This is a genomic window from Olivibacter sp. CPCC 100613 (genome assembly GCF_036959255.1).
GTDB lineage: Bacteria > Bacteroidota > Bacteroidia > Sphingobacteriales > Sphingobacteriaceae > Olivibacter.
In genome coordinates this window covers 102,310-119,877 of sequence record NZ_JAWMTI010000007.1, presented here as the reverse complement: position 1 = coordinate 119,877, position 17,568 = coordinate 102,310, and the positions used below count along the sequence as shown (strand labels likewise).

The window sequence follows — 17,568 nt, the reverse complement described above, 5'->3', positions numbered from 1 at the left end:
ACTATGGACATTATTTTAAAAGCAATGGAACAAGGAGAGGGTATCCTGAGATTGGCGCCCAATTGGGTGCCTAGATCATTCTGTGTGCCTGGTAGACGGATTAAACTTCACCCTGACGACTATTACGTATTGGGTGGTGAACGTGGCGGTATCGATGAACGTTGGCTATCGTCCACAACGCCAGCCAAAAATGGTCCGTTGACAGGCAAATATGAGGGCCTGAGTTTTATTGTTTATGAAGAAGGTCAGCGGGTGCATAGAGCCCTGCTGCGTGATGCAGTTGATTTGCTAAAAGGTGAATTGATCGGCCAACGCTTATGGGATGCCTATAAAAGTTGGCCCATGTATTCCAAATTCTTCGATAATATGGGGCCTTTGCCTCACCATATTCATCATAATGACGAGAAAGCGGCCCTCATAGGCCAAAAAGGAAAACCAGAGGCTTATTACTTTCCTCCTCAGTTAAATAACCATGGAGGTGACTTTCCCTATACTTTTATGGGTATTGCGCCGGGAACAAGTAGAGATCAAATCAGAAATTGCCTAGTAAATTTTACAAAAGGGGATAATAAGATTACTAATTTTTCCCAAGCTTTCCGTCTAGAGCCAGGAACAGGGTGGGACGTTCCTCCCGGTTTGTTGCACGCTCCCGGTAGTTTATGCACGTATGAACCCCAAAAAGCTTCGGACGTGTTTGCGATGTATCAGTCGCTCGTCAACAAAGCGATCATACCAGAAGAACTTTTGTGGAATGGTACCCCAAAAGATCGCATAGGCAATTTCGACGAACTGCTAGACGTGATCGATTGGGAATTGAATGTGGATCCTCAGATCATGAAAAATCGTTTTATGGAACCGATTCCAGTTAAACCGCAGGCAGAAATGACCGAAAGTGGTTACCTCGAAAAGTGGATTTGCTACAAATCCGAGGCTTTCAGTGCAAAAGAACTGATCATTTTGCCCGGTCAAACAGTGACCATTTACGATGGAGCAGCCTATGGACTGATTATGATGCAGGGGCGTGGAAGATTAGGAAACTGGGAGATCGAAACACCGGCATTGATTCGCTATGAGCAACTTACCAACGACGAATTTTTCGTTTCGGAGAAAGCAGCTAGAAATGGCATTAAAATCAGCAATCATTCGTTAGTCGACCCCATTGTGATGCTTAAGCACTTTGGGCCCGGTAACCCGGATCTAGACATTCGTAAATTACAAGTATAGTTCAAGTATCATTCCTTAAACAACCGAAAATTATGAAGAAGAACAATTTTCCGAAACTACATAATGCCACCTGGCCCGGAATCGTAGGGAAGGGTGAAGGAGCTGAACCGATTCTATCCCTAGATACCTTGCTGGAAAAAACGGCCGCAGCGTCAGTAGACGGTGTTAAGTTTGATGGGATTGACCTCGGACTTTTTGATGAACACATACGCTTGGATGCATCGGACGACGAAGTCAAACAGTTCGTTGATAAAGTCGCCAAGTTCGAACTGGTGATAGGAACGCTGGTTGCACCCGTATGGCCCCCTTCGGGTGGGTCTGCTATGGGATATGCCGAGGAAAGAAGACGATTCGTAGATGTGGTAAGAAGAGCTTGTCGTTTCGGCGAAAAACTGCGCAAGTTAGGCATACGAAATAACAATGTGATCCGCATTGATTCTGCTTCGAGTGTGAGCGATTGGTTAAAAAACCCGGAAGCAAATAGTAAAATGATTGCACAGACTTTCCGAGAAGCCTGTGATGTAGCTGAGGGGTTTGGCGAACGACTGGCGGCCGAAGGTGAAATATGCTGGGGCGGTATGCATAGTTGGCGCGTCATGTTGGATACCTTGGAGCAGGTGAATCGGTCCAATATTGGGTTTCAGGCGGATATGGCGCATACGCTGCTCTATTTGTTAGGCTACAACAGTCCGGAAGATCGTCTTTTACCGATAGATTTCGAATGGAATGATCGGAAAAGCTTTCATGCCGGCTTACGAGAACTGACGGAAAAGTTACGGCCTTGGACGATTGACTTTCATATTGCCCAGAACGACGGAACCGTCTTTGGTTCCGGTTCGCACGATAAGACCGGTCGCCATTGCTTGGCAAGCGATCCAAATGGAAAACTTGATATCGTCAATGATGCGGGGTTTTGGTTGAGGGATGGACAGGGCGAATTAACCAAGGCTTTTGATCATATCTGCTGGGACGGTTGTATGTTCCCAAATGCGGTCATGGAAAAACAAGACACCTGGGATGATATCTTAAAAGCCATGATTCAAGTGCGGGATCAACATGGTTGGTACGCTGATGAACAAGGTGTTTAACAAAACATGGAAAGAGCATGAACCGTTTATGTTTATCCCGAATATTTTCGGGACACTTCCATCACACAAGCGAATGTGAATTTTAAAACGTATAAAAACCGCTATGCGGTTCATGTATGCAAAAAAATAAACACAAACGAACTAATTATTGACAGATGAAGAAAGAAATTAGAATAGGTTTGATAGGATGCGGCTTTATGGGACGAACGCATACCAACGGTTACAAAAGAGTTGCTGATTTTTTCCCGGAACTCACTTACCGGCCGGTTTTAAAGGCAGTTTGCGCGAGAAGTAAAGAAAAAGTGGAGGCCTTTGCCCAACAGTGGGGTTACGAATCTTTTGAAACAGATTGGAGAACATTGATTGCGCGTGAAGACCTTGACGCAATCGATATCTGTACACCGAACAACATGCATGCGGAGATCGCTATTGCTGCTGCCGAAGCCGGGAAAATGATTTTATGTGAGAAGCCTTTGGCAAGAACGTTAATGGAAGCGGAATCGATGGTGAAGGCGGTTGAGCAGGCACAGGTTAAGAACACCGTATGGTATAATTACCGGCGAATACCCGCAGTGACTTTGGCTAAAAAGATCGTTGATAGTGGTAAACTGGGACGCATTTTTCATTATCGTGCCAACTTTTTGCAGGATTGGACCATTAACGAGAACCTTCCACAGGGAGGGAAGGCTTTTTGGCGTATGGATGCAAACGCCGCAGGTTCCGGGGTAACCGGGGATTTATTGGCCCATTGTATTGATACGGCGATGTGGTTAAATGGAGGGATTAAAGAGGTATCGGCTGTAACAGAAACTTTTGTTAAACAGCGCATGCATGAGGAGACAGGGCGTATGCAGGAGGTTAAAATTGACGATGCATGTATTTTCCACTGTCATTTTGAAAATGGCGCTCTTGGTCTTTTCGAATCAACTCGCTATGCGCGTGGTCATAAGGCGCTATACACATTCGAAATTAATGGCGAACAGGGGTCGCTAAAATGGGACCTGCACGATTTGAATCGTTTGGCATACTTTAATCACGCGGATGAAGCGGAGGTACGGGGCTGGCGTTCTATTCTTGTTACTGATGGCGATCAACCCTATATGGATAAATGGTGGGTCCCCGGCCTTTCGATTGGTTATGAGCACTCTTTTGTGCATCAAGTCGCCGATTTTCTTCGCAGCTTGGAAAAGGAGCAAGCTTGCGCACCAAGTTTTCAGGATGCATTCGAAACACAGAAAGTCTGCGAAGCGATTTTGAATTCAGCTCAATCGAGACAATGGCAGCAAACGAACGTGGAATGGAAGCAGGAAGCACAACAATTGATTTAAAACATGGAGTTACTAATGGAAAAAATAACAAAAAGATTTTTTAAGACAAGATTAGCGCTTGCATGGCTGCTAATCTTGTCATCCACTGCCTGTCATCAAACCGGAGGTAGCAAGCAGGAGACGGATCAAACCTCCGCAGATAGTGATTATGTCGCGATTTTCGATGGTAAGACATTAGCCGGGTGGGAAGGTGATACCAGCTATTGGCGCGTAGAAGATGGAAAGATAATAGGCGAAAGAAAGGCTTCCGACGAACCATTGAAACGGAACACATTCCTGATATGGAAGGACGGACAACCCGCTGATTTCGAATTAGAACTGCAATATAAGATTTCGTCGGAAGGCAATAGCGGCGTCAATTACAGAAGTGAGCGGATAAGCGAAATCCCTTTTGCCTTAAAGGGATATCAAGCCGATATCGATGGCAAAAATAAGTATACAGGACAACTTTATGAAGAACGTAAAAGGACGACACTTGCCTATCGTGGACAGGTGGTTGAAGTTCAGGATACTCCTGCCGGTGAATCGAAAAACAACGCATGGACAGGTTTATTCGTAAAAGATACCTTAGCAGACGATGCAAAGCTTCGGGCGGCAATTAAAGAGAACGATTGGAATACCTGTCATATTGTGGCAAAAGGAAATCGTTTGCAGCATTACATCAATGGTGTATTAATGAGTGAGGTGCTTGATGATGATCAAAAAAACCGACGCAATGCGGGCTTGATTGGTGTACAGATTCACGTTGGGCCACCCATGAAAGTGGAATTTAAGGATATAAAATTGAAAACAGTACACTAAATTTTTTTGGCATGTGGTGGTTACAGACACTAAACACGATCTTCTTCTTCTCGTTTCTTTTGTTTGCATATTTCAATTTAAATGATAAAGATTCTTGGTTGTGGGTTCCCATTTATGTATTAGCAGCTGTACTGTGTGGACTTGCCGTATTCCATCGATATTTTGGTACCCTGTATTTATGGGCCATTGGATTTTACTTGTCGTATGCTGTCGCACTCTTTTTTGTAAAGGATGGTGTGTTGGATTGGGTGACAAAATATAACCGCCAAAGTATTGTGGAAAGCATGCAGGCTACGAAGCCCTATATTGAAAAAACACGGGAGTTTTTCGGATTGCTGATTATCAGCACCGCGCTGGGATTGAATTATTGGATGAATACGTAATGTGTTAAGGAGATGAACGAACTAATTAAAAAGCAGCTGGATGAATTAATGCACGACATTGCGCGACGGAATGTTGGAACCGACGAATGGCGCTGGTTTGAAGATCAAACGATTAAATTGGCGAACTGTCCTGAGCATATATACCTTGTTTTTTCGCAGCTTACCGGAAAACTACAAAAAAAGGGACTTAAGCTCACAGATAGAGACAAGGAAGCTCTTCAACTGATGATGCCCGGCTTTCAAATGCGAACCTGGGATACACATCGCTTAGCCCGTGTTCGCTTGCTGCTGAAACTAAGAGGCTTAGAGAAATCGAGGTACATCGTTGTGCTTCATCGCTTATTTGATTATGCAGATGTGCATGAATTGGTGGCCTTATATGGCTCGTTGATTTTTTTGGAATATCCGAAACATTGGCGAAGTGTCTGCGCGGAAGGAATCCGGACAAATATCGGATTGATACATGAGGCTATTATGTACGATAACCCTTATCCTTTTTTTTACCTCGACGATGGTGCTTGGAATCAACTCATTCTGAAGGCAATTTTTAATAATATGAAATTAGATGATATCGTCGGTTTCTACGGACGGATGAACAAATCGCTGATTTCGTCACTTTTAGATTATGTAGCCGAACGCAAAGCAGCAAGTAGGTCCATCAGTCGCACCGTGTTACAATTATTGGACCTTCGTGAAAAAATATTCACTTAACCTAGATTAATAGCAAATATTATGTGTGGAAATCAATTTTTTATAAACGGCGAGGAGCCCTTGTCAACTACAAGTTTGGCCTTGTTGGAAACGGTAAAAGGAATGAATTTCTTTGACCCGCATATTCATATGACATCGCGTACGACCGACGATTATCAAACGATGGCAGATGCAGGCATTGTCGCTATTATTGAACCTGCTTTTTGGTTGGGGCAACCCAGAACCAGCGCGCATACCTTTAAGGATTATTATAGCAGCTTAATTGGATGGGAGCGATTCCGTGCTTCCCAGTTTGGTATCAAACACTATTGTACAATTGGATTAAATGCAAAGGAAGCAAATAATACCGCTTTGGCAGAACAGGTAATGGAATTGCTGCCTTTATTTGTGTGTAAAGAAGGTGTGGTGGGGATTGGCGAAATTGGTTTTGATGATCAAACAGCCGCAGAAGAACGATATTATCGCTTGCAGCTCGAACTGGCTAAAAATGCAGTCTTACCCGTGCAGGTTCATACACCTCATCGTGATAAAAAGCGAGGTACAGTTCGGAGTATGGAGATTGCTTTGGAGCATGGTTTGTCCCCTGATCAACTCATTATTGATCATAATAATGAAGAAACGGTTGAGGAGGTGCTGAACAAAGGTTTTTGGGCGGCTTTCACCATTTATCCATTCACGAAGATGGGGAATGAGCGTATGGTAACGCTCGTTAAAAAGTACGGTGCGGAACGCATCATGATCAATTCTGCCGCTGATTGGGGAATTAGCGATCCCCTAGCGGTACCCAAAACAGCTGCTTTGATGAAAGCGAGGGGCATAAGTGAGGAAGTCATTCGATTGGTGACCTATCAAAATGCCATCAGTGCTTTTAGCCAGAGTGGGCAACTTGACCCACAGGATTTCGAAATCAAGGCAACGGTCGATCAAAGCGAAAAGTTTGCCGGCAATAGTGTGTTAAGAGGTGGGCAGCAGCCACGTATCGATCGATCCTCTATTATCATCAGTTGACATGGAAAATGTAAAACCTTATTTGCAATTATTGCGACCGGCGAATATTTTAACCGCTATAAGCGATGTGCTGGCCGGACTTGCCTTATCAAGTACATTAAACGAAGTGGACGTTCATTACGAAACGAATCTCCTGTTGCTTTGTATGGCAACCATTGGCCTATATGGCGGCGGCATTGTTTTTAACGACGTGTTTGATGCTATGATCGACCGAGAGGAGCGGCCGGAAAGACCTATTCCAAGTGGAAAGGTGTCGGTCAGACAGGCCACCTTATTTGGAAGCTTTTTTTTTACGCTCGGCTTGCTCGCTGCCTTTATGGTTAATGTCAGTGCGGGCAGCATCGCACTTTTTATCGTGATTGCTGCACTTTTCTATAATAAATGGGCTAAACATCAGCTGCTGATCGGACCACTTATAATGGGTCTTTGTCGGGGTGCCAACCTTTTACTAGGAATAGCCATTATCCCTCCAAATCTATTGGCTATTGGCTATATCGCTGTGGTTCCAACGCTTTATATCGCCAGCATCACCGTGATCAGTAGGGGAGAAGTGCATGGCGGTAAGAAATCGATGGCAATTATAGCGGCAGGTATTTATGCCTTTGTGCTGGCTGCCATTGCGCTGTTCGCTTATCATCACCACTTCCTTGTTTATACGCTCTTCTGTTTGATCTTGCTTATGGCGCTCATTTATCCACCTTTGTTGCAGGTCGTACGCAATAGCAATGCAAAAAATAGTGGAAAAGCCGTTAAAGCCGGAATTATCGGCCTGATCCTGCTAAATGCAGCTTGGGCGATGGCTAGCGGGTCCTTCATGTTAACCGGGATCATCTTTCTTTTATTACCACTTTCTTTTTGCACGGCGCGGTTTTTCGCGGTTACCTGATAAATCCTAGTCTTATGAAACATGTTTTAAAACAAAATTTGACAGTCAACTTTCAGTATGAGGTTTATTTTACTGAAAATATCTTTTCCGTTGATAATCCTTTGTTTATGGATGCGCTAAGGACTTACTTGACACCGGGTTCAGTACGTAAATTGCTTTTTGTGATCGATGAAGCTGTTCATCTGGCGCACCCCGATCTCATCTATCAAATGGATGTATATTTTTCCGCGCAAGTACAGCTCCTGCTGATTGACGAAAAAATAATAATTCCGGGAGGTGAAATGGTTAAGAATAGTCCTCGTTATTTTGACCGAATTGTTGACGCTATTCATCGGTACAAAGTGGACCGTCATTCATTTGTTGTTGCTATTGGTGGCGGAAGTGTGCTGGATGTTGCTGGGTATGCCGCGGCGGTTTCACATCGTGGAATTAAACACATACGCATACCAACAACCGTATTATCGCAGGACGATTCGGGTGTTGGAATAAAAAACGGTATCAACTTCTTTGGCAAGAAAAATTTTCTTGGAACCTTCGCTCCACCGATCGCTATCTTCAACGACTATCGGTTCTTGGAAACCTTGAGTGAACGGCACTGGATTGCCGGTATTTCTGAAGCTATTAAGGTGGCACTGATCAAAGATGCTCTTTTTTTTTCATGGTTACGTGATCAGGTTGATCCTGTCTTGAAGCATGATTCAGCTGTCATGAAATGCTTAATTGCCAAGAGTGCACAATTGCATATGGAGCATATTGCCAATGGTGATCCCTTTGAATTAGGATCCTCCCGTCCCTTGGATTTTGGGCATTGGAGTGCCCATAAAATTGAACAGCTAAGTGAATTTCAAATATTGCATGGAGAGGCGGTTGCTATTGGGATGGCACTGGATGCCACCTATTCCTTTTTACTCGGTTATTTAGGTGAGGACGATTGCATGGCCATTCTATCCTTATTGCAAGACTATGGATTACCTGTTTTTCATCAGATACTAAGGCCTGCCGGCACCAAAGCTCGTTTACTCGAAGGTTTGGAAGAATTTAGAGAGCATTTAGGAGGTGAATTAACGATTATGCTACTGTGTAAAATAGGTGTCGGTATTGAAGTACACGAAATGCACCATGATCGTATTCTGGAAGCACTTGCTTTGCTGGAAAATTTGGCGGAACGTCGCAAATTTTCAACAACGGTGCCTGTTCAATATTAATCTGAAATTATGTATACAGCAAACGGACATTTAACCTATTGTACCAATATTCATGCAGGCGAAAGCTGGGGAGCACATTTTGAGACCCTGCAAAATTTTCTTCCTGCGATTAAAGAACAAGTGGCCCCGCAGCAATGGATGGGCGTAGGCTTACGGGTTTCAGAGCAAGCGAGCCGGACATTAATCGAGCCCGAGCAGCTTGCCGCTTTTAAAAAATGGTTACAGCAAGAGCAGCTCTATGTCTTTACGATGAATGGTTTTCCCTATGGCGCATTTCATCAAACACATGTGAAGGATTTGGTTCATCATCCTGATTGGACAAGCGATGAACGATTAGATTATACGAAGCGTTTATTTGATATTCTAGTGGTGTTGTTGCCGGAAGGGATGCATGGCGGCGTATCGACTTCACCGCTCAGCTATAGGCATTGGGAGCCGGACAAGCAGCAGCAACGGCGATCACAGGCTACACGTAATATTGTCGCCTTGGCGGCTTACCTTATGGAAATCGAGCAAACAACGGGGATACATTTGCATTTGGACATCGAACCTGAACCGGATGGCCTGTTGGAAAATGGCGATGAATTTCTAGAGTGGTATAAGAACGAATTGATTCCTGTCGGTAGCCATACCCTAGCGTCAGCATATGGTATCACAGCGATTGCCGCCATACAAATATTGAAACGCCACATACAACTTTGTTACGATGTGTGTCACTTTGCCCTGGGCTACGAGCAGCATGCGCAAATACTGCAAAGGATCAAAAGTCAGGGGATACAAATTGGGAAAATACAGGCCAGTGCAGCGATTAAAGCTCGGATGTCTACTACAACAGATCGGGGAGGGCTCAAAAAAGTCTTTGCTCTATTTAATGAAACGACTTACCTTCATCAGGTCATTGCCAAGACGACAGCGGATACCTTCATACGATATCCTGATTTGCCCGAAGCCTTGCTCGATATTGAAAATCCGGATGTGGTAGAGTGGCGAGCCCATTTTCATGTACCGCTCTTTATCGATAACTACGGCGATATTGCATCTACGCAGGACGACGTGCGCCAGATTTTAGATTTGCAACGGCATGCTAGGTTGAGTGACTATATAGAGGTGGAAACTTACACCTGGGATGTCCTTCCGGAAGCATTGAAAGCCCCCTTGCTTCGCTCGGTCGTCAGGGAAATTAATTGGGTAAAAAATCAAATCATTTAGGAATATGTTGCATAAGACGCTTGTGTTGGATGTGGTTGGTTTATCGAGTTCACTGATCGGCGAACATACGCCCTTTTTACGTTCCTATAGCGGGGAAAATGGAATAAAAACGATTCGACCGATGTTACCGGCACTAACCACATCCGTTCAGTCTACTTATTTTACCGGCAAATGGCCTAAGGACCACGGTATTGTAGGGAATGGATGGTATGATCGACTTGATTGTGAAGTGAAATTCTGGAAACAGTCGAATAAATTGGTACTAAGCGACAAAATCTGGGAGAAAGCAAAAGAAGCTTATCCTGATTTTACCTGTGCCCAATTGTTTGGTTGGTATAATATGTACGCGCAGGTAGACTACTCGGTTACACCTCGGCCCAATTACCTTGCCGATGGGCGGAAAATTCCCGACTGCTATAGTCAGCCGGCAGCATTACGGGATTATTTACAGGATCAATTAGGCCAGTTTCCTCTTTTTCAATTTTGGGGCCCCGGGGCAAGTATTAAATCAAGCCAATGGATTGCAGATGCAGCCATCCTCACGGATAAACGCTATGCCCCTACATTGAGCATCGTCTATTTACCGCATTTAGATTACTGCTTACAAAAGCAAGGGCCTCATGATGCTGCCATACGAAAAGAACTTCAGGAAATTGACAGCCTGATACAAAAGCTAGTGCATTATTATCGGGAGCAGGGTGCTCGTATTATTATCTTATCAGAATATGGAATTTGTCCTGTTAACAGACCGATCCATGTCAATCGCCTATTGCGGAACGAGGGCTTGCTACAGATAAGGGAGGAGCGTGGTCTCGAATTGCTGGACGCAGGTGCCTCTGAGGCATTTGCGGTGGCAGATCATCAGATCGCGCATATTTATGTGCGAAATAAAAATAGAATCCCAACAATTAAACAGTTGTTGGCATCCCTTGAAGGGGTGGAATTGGTATTGGATCGCGAAGCACAAGCTGCCTACAATATGCAGCATGATCGATCGGGTGATCTTGTCTTAATGGCTGATGCGCAAAGCTGGTTTACCTATTATTTTTGGTTGGATGACAACAAAGCACCTGATTACGCACGTGTTGTGGATATTCATAAAAAACCCGGCTACGATCCAGTGGAACTTTTTATGACATCCAAATGGAGGGCTCTTTATAAGTTATTAAGAAAGAAGTTGGGGTTTCGATACGTGATGGATGTGATTCCTTTGGATGCAACACTTGTTAAAGGTTCACATGGTAGCGTAGCAATAGACACGGATTATTTTCCGATAATTATTACGGATACAACAAAACCGGACGCGAATCCTTTATCCGCCACCGATATTTACGATATTATTTGGAGGCATTTGGTTGAGGATTAGGTGAGACGTTGAATAGTTGATTAGCCAATTAGCCAATTAGCATTCGGTTCATGAGTTCCCTACGGTCGGTTAGCCAATGTGATAATATTGGTACGAATAACTAATAACCAGTAACAAATAACTAACAACCAACAACGAATAACTAATAAACGTCCGATTGACTTTTATATCAGGATAGAACAGGATGACAAAACAGTTAATAAAGGCTATATTGCCTAATCAAAAATTACCGATTATTACCTAATCGAATTATGAGCTATTGGCATTTAAATTTATTTAGAGCGATAGGGTTATTATCGACCTGTTTCCTTTTCTGGAAATGCGCTTCTCCTCCCAAGGATCAATCTTTTGCTTCTTTGGAGCAAGCTTTTCAGCAAGCACCGGATTCCATTCAAACAAGTGTATATTGGTATTGGATTTCGGATAACATTTCCAAAGAAGGTGTTATTAAAGATTTGGAAGCAATGAAAGCCGTGGGGATCAACCGTGCTTTTATTGGTAACATAGGTTTAGCGGACATCCCTTACGGAAAGGTGAAGCTTTTTTCCGATCAATGGTGGGAGATTACCCATGCGGCTTTAAAAAAAGCAAGCGAACTTGGTATCGAAATTGGTTTATTCAATAGTCCTGGTTGGAGTCAATCGGGTGGGCCTTGGGTTAAACCTGAACAGGCGATGCGCTATTTGGCGGCAACAGAAACGTTGATTGCCGGAGGAAGGCAGGTAATTGCTAAATTGCCGAAGACCGTGGATGATTTTCAAGACGTGCGGCTTATCGCATTTCCGGCACCGAAAGGATACGGACAATCCATTGCCGATGTCTCTCCAACCCTTACAGCAAAGCCGAGCCTGCAGCATCTACAGCGTGTAATCGATCGGGAACCGCAAACTGCAGTGAAACTGCCGGCAGGAGAGTCGGCTGAAATTACGTTCACCACAGCGGAAGATTATACCCTGAGCAGCTTAACCATCACACCAGATACCTATCATATGACATGTCATGTTCAATTACAGGTGGCTGTGGATACAGGTTATCGAGAAATTAAGTCGTTCAAGGTGGATCGTAGTAATAGCGAGCTCAATGTAGGTTTCGAACCCTATGCCCCGGTTGTTGTATCTTTTGCTCCTGTTAGCGGAAAGAAGTTCCGTTTGCTTTTTACGGAGATTTCGGCTGATGCCGCGATAGCAGAAATAGCACTCAGTCCTGCGCCACGCGTAGAGCGATTCAAGGAAAAAGTTTTGGCGAAGATGCATCCCACACCGCTTCCATATTGGCATGATTATCAATGGGCAGTACAAGAGCCGATAGTTGATGAGGCCTTACTGACAAAAGCAAATACGGTTATCGATATTACGGATAAAATGGGACCTGATGATACCTTACGATGGGAAGCACCGCCGGGGAATTGGATTGTTTTGCGGACCGGTATGGTACCAACGGGCGTAAAGAACAGCCCCGCATCACCAGAAGGGACGGGTTTGGAAATTGACAAAATGAACCATCAACATGTGATTCAGCATTTTGATGCCTTTTTAGGTGAAATTATGCGCAGAATACCCGCTGAAGACCGAAAAACATGGAAAGTAGCGGTGCAAGATAGCTATGAGATGGGCGGACAGAACTGGACGGATGATTTTATCGAGAAATTCAAGAAGCAATATGGTTATGACCCAAAACCATATATTCCGGTTATGTACGGTCACGTCATAGAAAGCCAAGATGTCTCGGATCGTTTCTTATGGGACTTGAGACGATTTGTTGCTGACAACGTGGCATATGAATATGTGGGTGGTTTGCGGGATATTAGCCATAAACATGGATTAAACATCTGGTTGGAAAATTACGGACATTGGGGCTTCCCGGGGGAATTTTTGCAATATGGAGGACAATCGGATGAAATAGGTGGTGAGTTTTGGAGTGAAGGCGATTTGGGGAATATCGAAAACCGGGCAGCTTCTTCTGCTGCACACATCTACGGAAAAACGAAGGTTTCGGCGGAATCGTTTACAGCCGCCGGAAACACATTTGGTCGATACCCGGCATTGATGAAGCAACGGGGTGATCGCTTCTTTGCAGAAGGAATTAATAATTCCTTACTGCATGTTTATATTCATCAAGCGTACGAGGATAAAAAACCGGGAGTAAATGCTTGGTTTGGAAACGAATTTAATCGCTTTAATACGTGGTACCCGGATATGGATCTATTCGTACAGTACCTGAAACGATGCAATTTGATGTTGCAGCAAGGCAAATATGTAGCAGATGTCGCTTATTTTATTGGAGAGGACGCACCGAAAATGACCGGGGTTCAGGACCCTATATTACCATCTGGTTATTCCTTTGATTACATCAATGGCGAGGTAATTCGTAATCGGATGAAAGTCGAAGACGGACGCCTTGTATTACCGGATGGCATGTCTTATCGTCTATTGGTATTACCTAAATTGGAAACCATGCGACCTGAGTTGCTGGAGAAAATTGAACAATTGGTGAAAGCGGGCGGTGTTGTACTCGGACCTAAACCGAAGCGATCACCAAGTTTACAGCACGGTAAGGAAGCTGATAAAAAAGTAGAACAACTGGCCAATACGCTTTGGAAGGGAATAGATGGAAAACAGGTGAAAACTCATGCCTATGGAAAGGGGATGGTAATGGATGGTTTAGGCTTGGAGGAGGCCTTGGGCAACCTGAATATAATACCGGATGTCAAACTAGGCGATCAGGACACTGCCTTATTTCTTCATCGCCATCTAGAAGGTGGAGATATCTATTTTGTGTCAAATCAAACGGCGAAGAAAACCCTTATACAGCCCCGGTTCCGTGTAAGTGGTAAAATCCCGGAATTATGGAATGCTATTAATGGCACACAGCGAGAACTGCCGGAGTTTACACAAGATGCGCAGACGACGACGGTACCGCTTTCACTTGAGGCCTATGAAAGTGCTTTTATTATCTTTAGAAAAGCGGGACATGCGAAGGAAAAGAACGACCGACTAAACTTTCCTTTACCAATGAAAACAGACACCGTTCGCCAATCGTGGACGGTACGCTTTGATACGACTGCGCAGGGCCCGGATAAGCCTGTCGTCTTTCAAGCACTCACCGATTGGTCGAAGAATCCCGATGAACGTATTCGTCATTATTCGGGTGCGGCAAAGTACCAGACCACGATCAATGTTCAGAAACCAAAGGAAGAAGAGCGTGTGTATCTGAACATGGGGTCTGTCATTGCGCTGGCAAAGGTTAAAATCAATGATAAAGAACTTGGGGGTGTTTGGACTCCCCCTTATAAAGTCGATATTACATCCGCTCTGCAGGACGGTGAAAATCAGGTAGAAATAAAGGTGGTTAATACTTGGGTGAATCGTTTAATCGGCGATTTGGGGCTGCCTGAAGATAAACGTAAAACCTGGCTTTATGTCAACCCGTATAAAAAAGATAGTCCGTTACATCCTGCCGGTTTGTTTGGGCCGGTGGTAATTGAAACCTATCCTTACTGGTAGTAAAGGAAGTTTATACGAAATGAATTGTTCCGATTAATGATTTTAAGAAATAACATAGTCCGTATTTTATGAAAAGGTTGAGTTTGCTTGTACTTTTCTTCTCGTTTTATAACGCTGGAATCCCCTTGTCTTTCGCAAAGAAGGCGACGATTGTTCCTGTTAATCTTCGTTATGAGTACCTCGAAAATCCAAGCGGTATGGATGAATCACGGCCAAGGTTTAGTTGGACTTTAAATGCAGCCAATAAAAGTGCTTTCGGACAAAAGCAAATGGCATATCGGATTTTGGTCTCCTCAAAAGCCGATTTATTGGATGAAGAAGAAGGTGATATGTGGGATTCTGAATGGGTAAATTCGGATGCGATGCAGCAGATTGTCTATGGAGGTAAAGCCTTGCTTTCTGATCGAACCTATTATTGGAAAATAGCGGTCAAGGATGAACAAGGACAGCAGTCGCCCTGGAGCAGAACCGCTCAATGGACAACGGGCTTGTTCAAAGCTGAGGAATGGAAAGCAGCATGGATCGGTACAGATCAACGCTTTGATCCAAAACAACAGGACTGCAATATCATCGATCCTTGGTTACGTAAAACATTTGAGTTGACAACCCGTCCTGGAAGAGCAATACTTTTTGTCGCTTCCGTGGGTTTTCATGAAGTCTATGTGAATGGTAAGCGTATTGGTGATGATGTTTTGGCTACGGCAGTGACTGATCATACAAAGCGCGCGCGTTATGTCGCTTATGATATAGCGCCCGCCTTAAAAAAAGGAAAAAATGTCGTCGCTATTTGGTTGGGTACTTCTTGGTCTATTCATGGTCCTTATGTTTCCGAGCATCGTCCTAATACACCTATCGTGATCGCACAGGCGGCCATCTATGCGGAAAAGGAGCCGCAAGTAGGCATAAAACCCATTTTTTTATTGACCACGGATGCAACATGGAAAACCCATCGGAGCCCTAATAAGCTGCTCGGTATTTGGGATTCCAATCGTATGGGCGGTGAGTTATGGAACGCCGATCATGAAATACCGAATTGGAATCAAGTCGATTGTGATGAATCGAACTGGAAAAAGGCGATTGTGTATAAACCACGATTGAAACTATCTGCCCAACAGGTTGAGAAGAACTATCGTTTGGACGAAATCAAAGCGGTTGATGTAGAGGAAAGGAAGGATGGTACGTTCCGTGTGGACATGGGGGTTAACTTTGCCGGATGGACGGAGGTCCCCGTAGCGGGAGAACCAGGGGATACCGTGCATTTTTACTATTCGGAACGTGCACAGCAGGATATGACCTTTGGTTTGCATAGCGCCTATATCATAGGTGCTTCGGGCAAAGGTGTTTTTCGTAATCGATTTAATTATAGTTCGGGGAGATGGATAACGATTAAAGGACTGAAAGAGAAACCAAAGGCTTCCACCATCCGAGGATGGGTAGTACGCACCGGCATACAATCGGCCACTAAATTTGCCTGCGCGGATTCCCTACAGCAATGGATCTATGATAAGGTACGCTGGACCTTTGAGAATCTCTCAGTAGGTGGTTATATTGTTGATTGTCCACAAAGGGAACGCTTAGGCTATGGTGGCGATGCGCATGCCACCTGTGAAACGGGAATGCTTAATTACCATATGGGAGCCTTTTACACGAAATGGATGGAAGATTGGCGGGACGTCAGTGGAACGGAGAGTATTGTCGGAAATATGTATGATACCAGTTTCGCCCGTAAGAAATTGATGAGTGGAAGGATACTGAACAATGGGATTTTGCCGCACACCGCGCCGACCTATATGGGTGGTGGTGGGCCTGCATGGGGAGGTATTGTTGTAACGCTGCCCTGGGTAATGTATCAGCAACAGGGGGATAAACGTATCTTGGAGAAGAATTTTGAATTGATAAAAAACTGGCTGTCTTTTTTAGATTCGAATACAAAGGATGGTCTCTTACAACGATTTGGCGGTCATTGGGACTTTCTGGGGGATTGGCTATGGCCAGGGGCTACCGCAGAGGGGATGAATAATGATAAACCGGAGACGCTTTGTCTAAATAATTGTTATCGGGTCTATAATCTAAGGACTGCCGCAAAGATTGCGCATGCGCTCGGTAAAGGGGATGAGGCTATGCGCTGGGAAAACCAGGCAAATACCTATAGCAAGGTGATCCATGCACGCTTCTTTAATGAAAAAGATCATAGTTATGCGGATAGTTCAATGGCGAATCTTGCCGCTGCCTTATTGGCGGATATTATGCCGAGGGATATGCGGACACAAGTGATGAAACGACTTGAGCAGGAAATCCTGATCCACCATCAAGGACATATTCATGTAGGTATTACGGGTGGAGCACTGTTGTTTAAGCTGTTGCGGGAAAATAACCGGAACGACCTGATTTATGCGATGACTTCGCAAACGGATTATCCTAGTTGGGGTTATATGAAGGCAAACGATGCAACGACTATCTGGGAGATGTGGGAGAAAGATTTACCGGGACATTCTCTTTTGCACAGTTCTTACTTATACCCTGGTGCTTGGTATGTGGATGGGATTGCTGGTATTAAATTGGATCCCAACAGACCGGGATATCAACATTTTATTCTCCGTCCGCCAAATCCGTTGCCTTCGTTGCCATGGGCCGACGCTTCGTTTGATTCGCCGGCAGGACTTATTAAGGTAAAATGGAAACGAGCAGATCACTTGGACCTTCAGGTAACGGTACCACCAAACTGTACCGCGACATTGATCTTGCGAAAGGAAGATGACATCGCTACGGAACGGTATGGGAATTATGTGAAGAAGCTGGGCTCGGAGAATGATGAAGTGATTTACGAGCTACAAGCTGGTAGCTATTCTTTTTGAT

Annotated in this window: 13 protein-coding genes; all 13 read left to right on the top strand. The window is 44.4% G+C overall.

Annotated elements, in window-relative coordinates; genetic code table 11:
• Positions 1 to 3: 3 nt before the first annotated feature.
• A complete protein-coding gene (locus RYH73_RS19985) occupies positions 4 to 1,224 on the top strand; it encodes a hypothetical protein (RefSeq protein ID WP_335315252.1) in 1,221 nt (406 codons plus the stop codon).
• Positions 1,225 to 1,256: 32 nt separating this feature from the next.
• Positions 1,257 to 2,312: a TIM barrel protein gene (locus tag RYH73_RS19980; RefSeq protein ID WP_335315251.1), complete on the top strand. Its 1,056-nt coding sequence runs from the start codon at positions 1,257 to 1,259 to the stop codon at positions 2,310 to 2,312.
• 155 nt (positions 2,313 to 2,467) lie between these two features.
• A complete protein-coding gene (locus tag RYH73_RS19975; protein ID WP_335315250.1) occupies positions 2,468 to 3,640 on the top strand; it encodes a Gfo/Idh/MocA family protein in 1,173 nt (390 codons plus the stop codon).
• A gap of 15 nt (positions 3,641 to 3,655) precedes the next feature.
• Positions 3,656 to 4,441 carry a 3-keto-disaccharide hydrolase gene (locus RYH73_RS19970; protein WP_335315249.1) on the top strand — a complete coding sequence of 262 codons (786 nt, stop codon included), beginning with the start codon at positions 3,656 to 3,658 and terminating at the stop codon, positions 4,439 to 4,441.
• Between the two features lie 11 nt (positions 4,442 to 4,452).
• Positions 4,453 to 4,824, top strand: coding sequence for a transmembrane 220 family protein (locus RYH73_RS19965; RefSeq protein ID WP_335315248.1), 372 nt, complete (start codon positions 4,453 to 4,455; stop codon positions 4,822 to 4,824).
• 12 nt (positions 4,825 to 4,836) lie between these two features.
• Positions 4,837 to 5,535, top strand: a complete 699-nt coding sequence (locus tag RYH73_RS19960) for an EboA domain-containing protein (protein WP_335315247.1) — start codon at positions 4,837 to 4,839, stop codon at positions 5,533 to 5,535.
• A gap of 21 nt (positions 5,536 to 5,556) precedes the next feature.
• On the top strand, positions 5,557 to 6,543 hold the full coding sequence (locus tag RYH73_RS19955; RefSeq protein ID WP_335315246.1) for a TatD family hydrolase: 987 nt from the start codon (positions 5,557 to 5,559) through the stop codon (positions 6,541 to 6,543).
• A gap of 1 nt (position 6,544) precedes the next feature.
• Positions 6,545 to 7,429 carry a UbiA-like protein EboC gene (gene eboC, locus RYH73_RS19950; RefSeq protein WP_335315245.1) on the top strand — a complete coding sequence of 295 codons (885 nt, stop codon included), beginning with the start codon at positions 6,545 to 6,547 and terminating at the stop codon, positions 7,427 to 7,429.
• A gap of 14 nt (positions 7,430 to 7,443) precedes the next feature.
• Positions 7,444 to 8,634, top strand: coding sequence for a 3-dehydroquinate synthase (locus RYH73_RS19945; RefSeq protein WP_335315244.1), 1,191 nt, complete (start codon positions 7,444 to 7,446; stop codon positions 8,632 to 8,634).
• A 9-nt stretch (positions 8,635 to 8,643) separates the two neighbouring features.
• Positions 8,644 to 9,843: a metabolite traffic protein EboE gene (eboE, locus tag RYH73_RS19940; RefSeq protein WP_335315243.1), complete on the top strand. Its 1,200-nt coding sequence runs from the start codon at positions 8,644 to 8,646 to the stop codon at positions 9,841 to 9,843.
• A 4-nt stretch (positions 9,844 to 9,847) separates the two neighbouring features.
• Positions 9,848 to 11,209 carry an alkaline phosphatase family protein gene (locus RYH73_RS19935; protein ID WP_335315242.1) on the top strand — a complete coding sequence of 454 codons (1,362 nt, stop codon included), beginning with the start codon at positions 9,848 to 9,850 and terminating at the stop codon, positions 11,207 to 11,209.
• A 251-nt stretch (positions 11,210 to 11,460) separates the two neighbouring features.
• Positions 11,461 to 14,712 carry a glycosyl hydrolase gene (locus RYH73_RS19930; RefSeq protein ID WP_335315241.1) on the top strand — a complete coding sequence of 1,084 codons (3,252 nt, stop codon included), beginning with the start codon at positions 11,461 to 11,463 and terminating at the stop codon, positions 14,710 to 14,712.
• Between the two features lie 68 nt (positions 14,713 to 14,780).
• Complete coding sequence (locus tag RYH73_RS19925; RefSeq protein WP_335315240.1) at positions 14,781 to 17,567, top strand: family 78 glycoside hydrolase catalytic domain; 2,787 nt, start codon at positions 14,781 to 14,783, stop codon at positions 17,565 to 17,567.
• Position 17,568 lies beyond the last annotated feature (1 nt).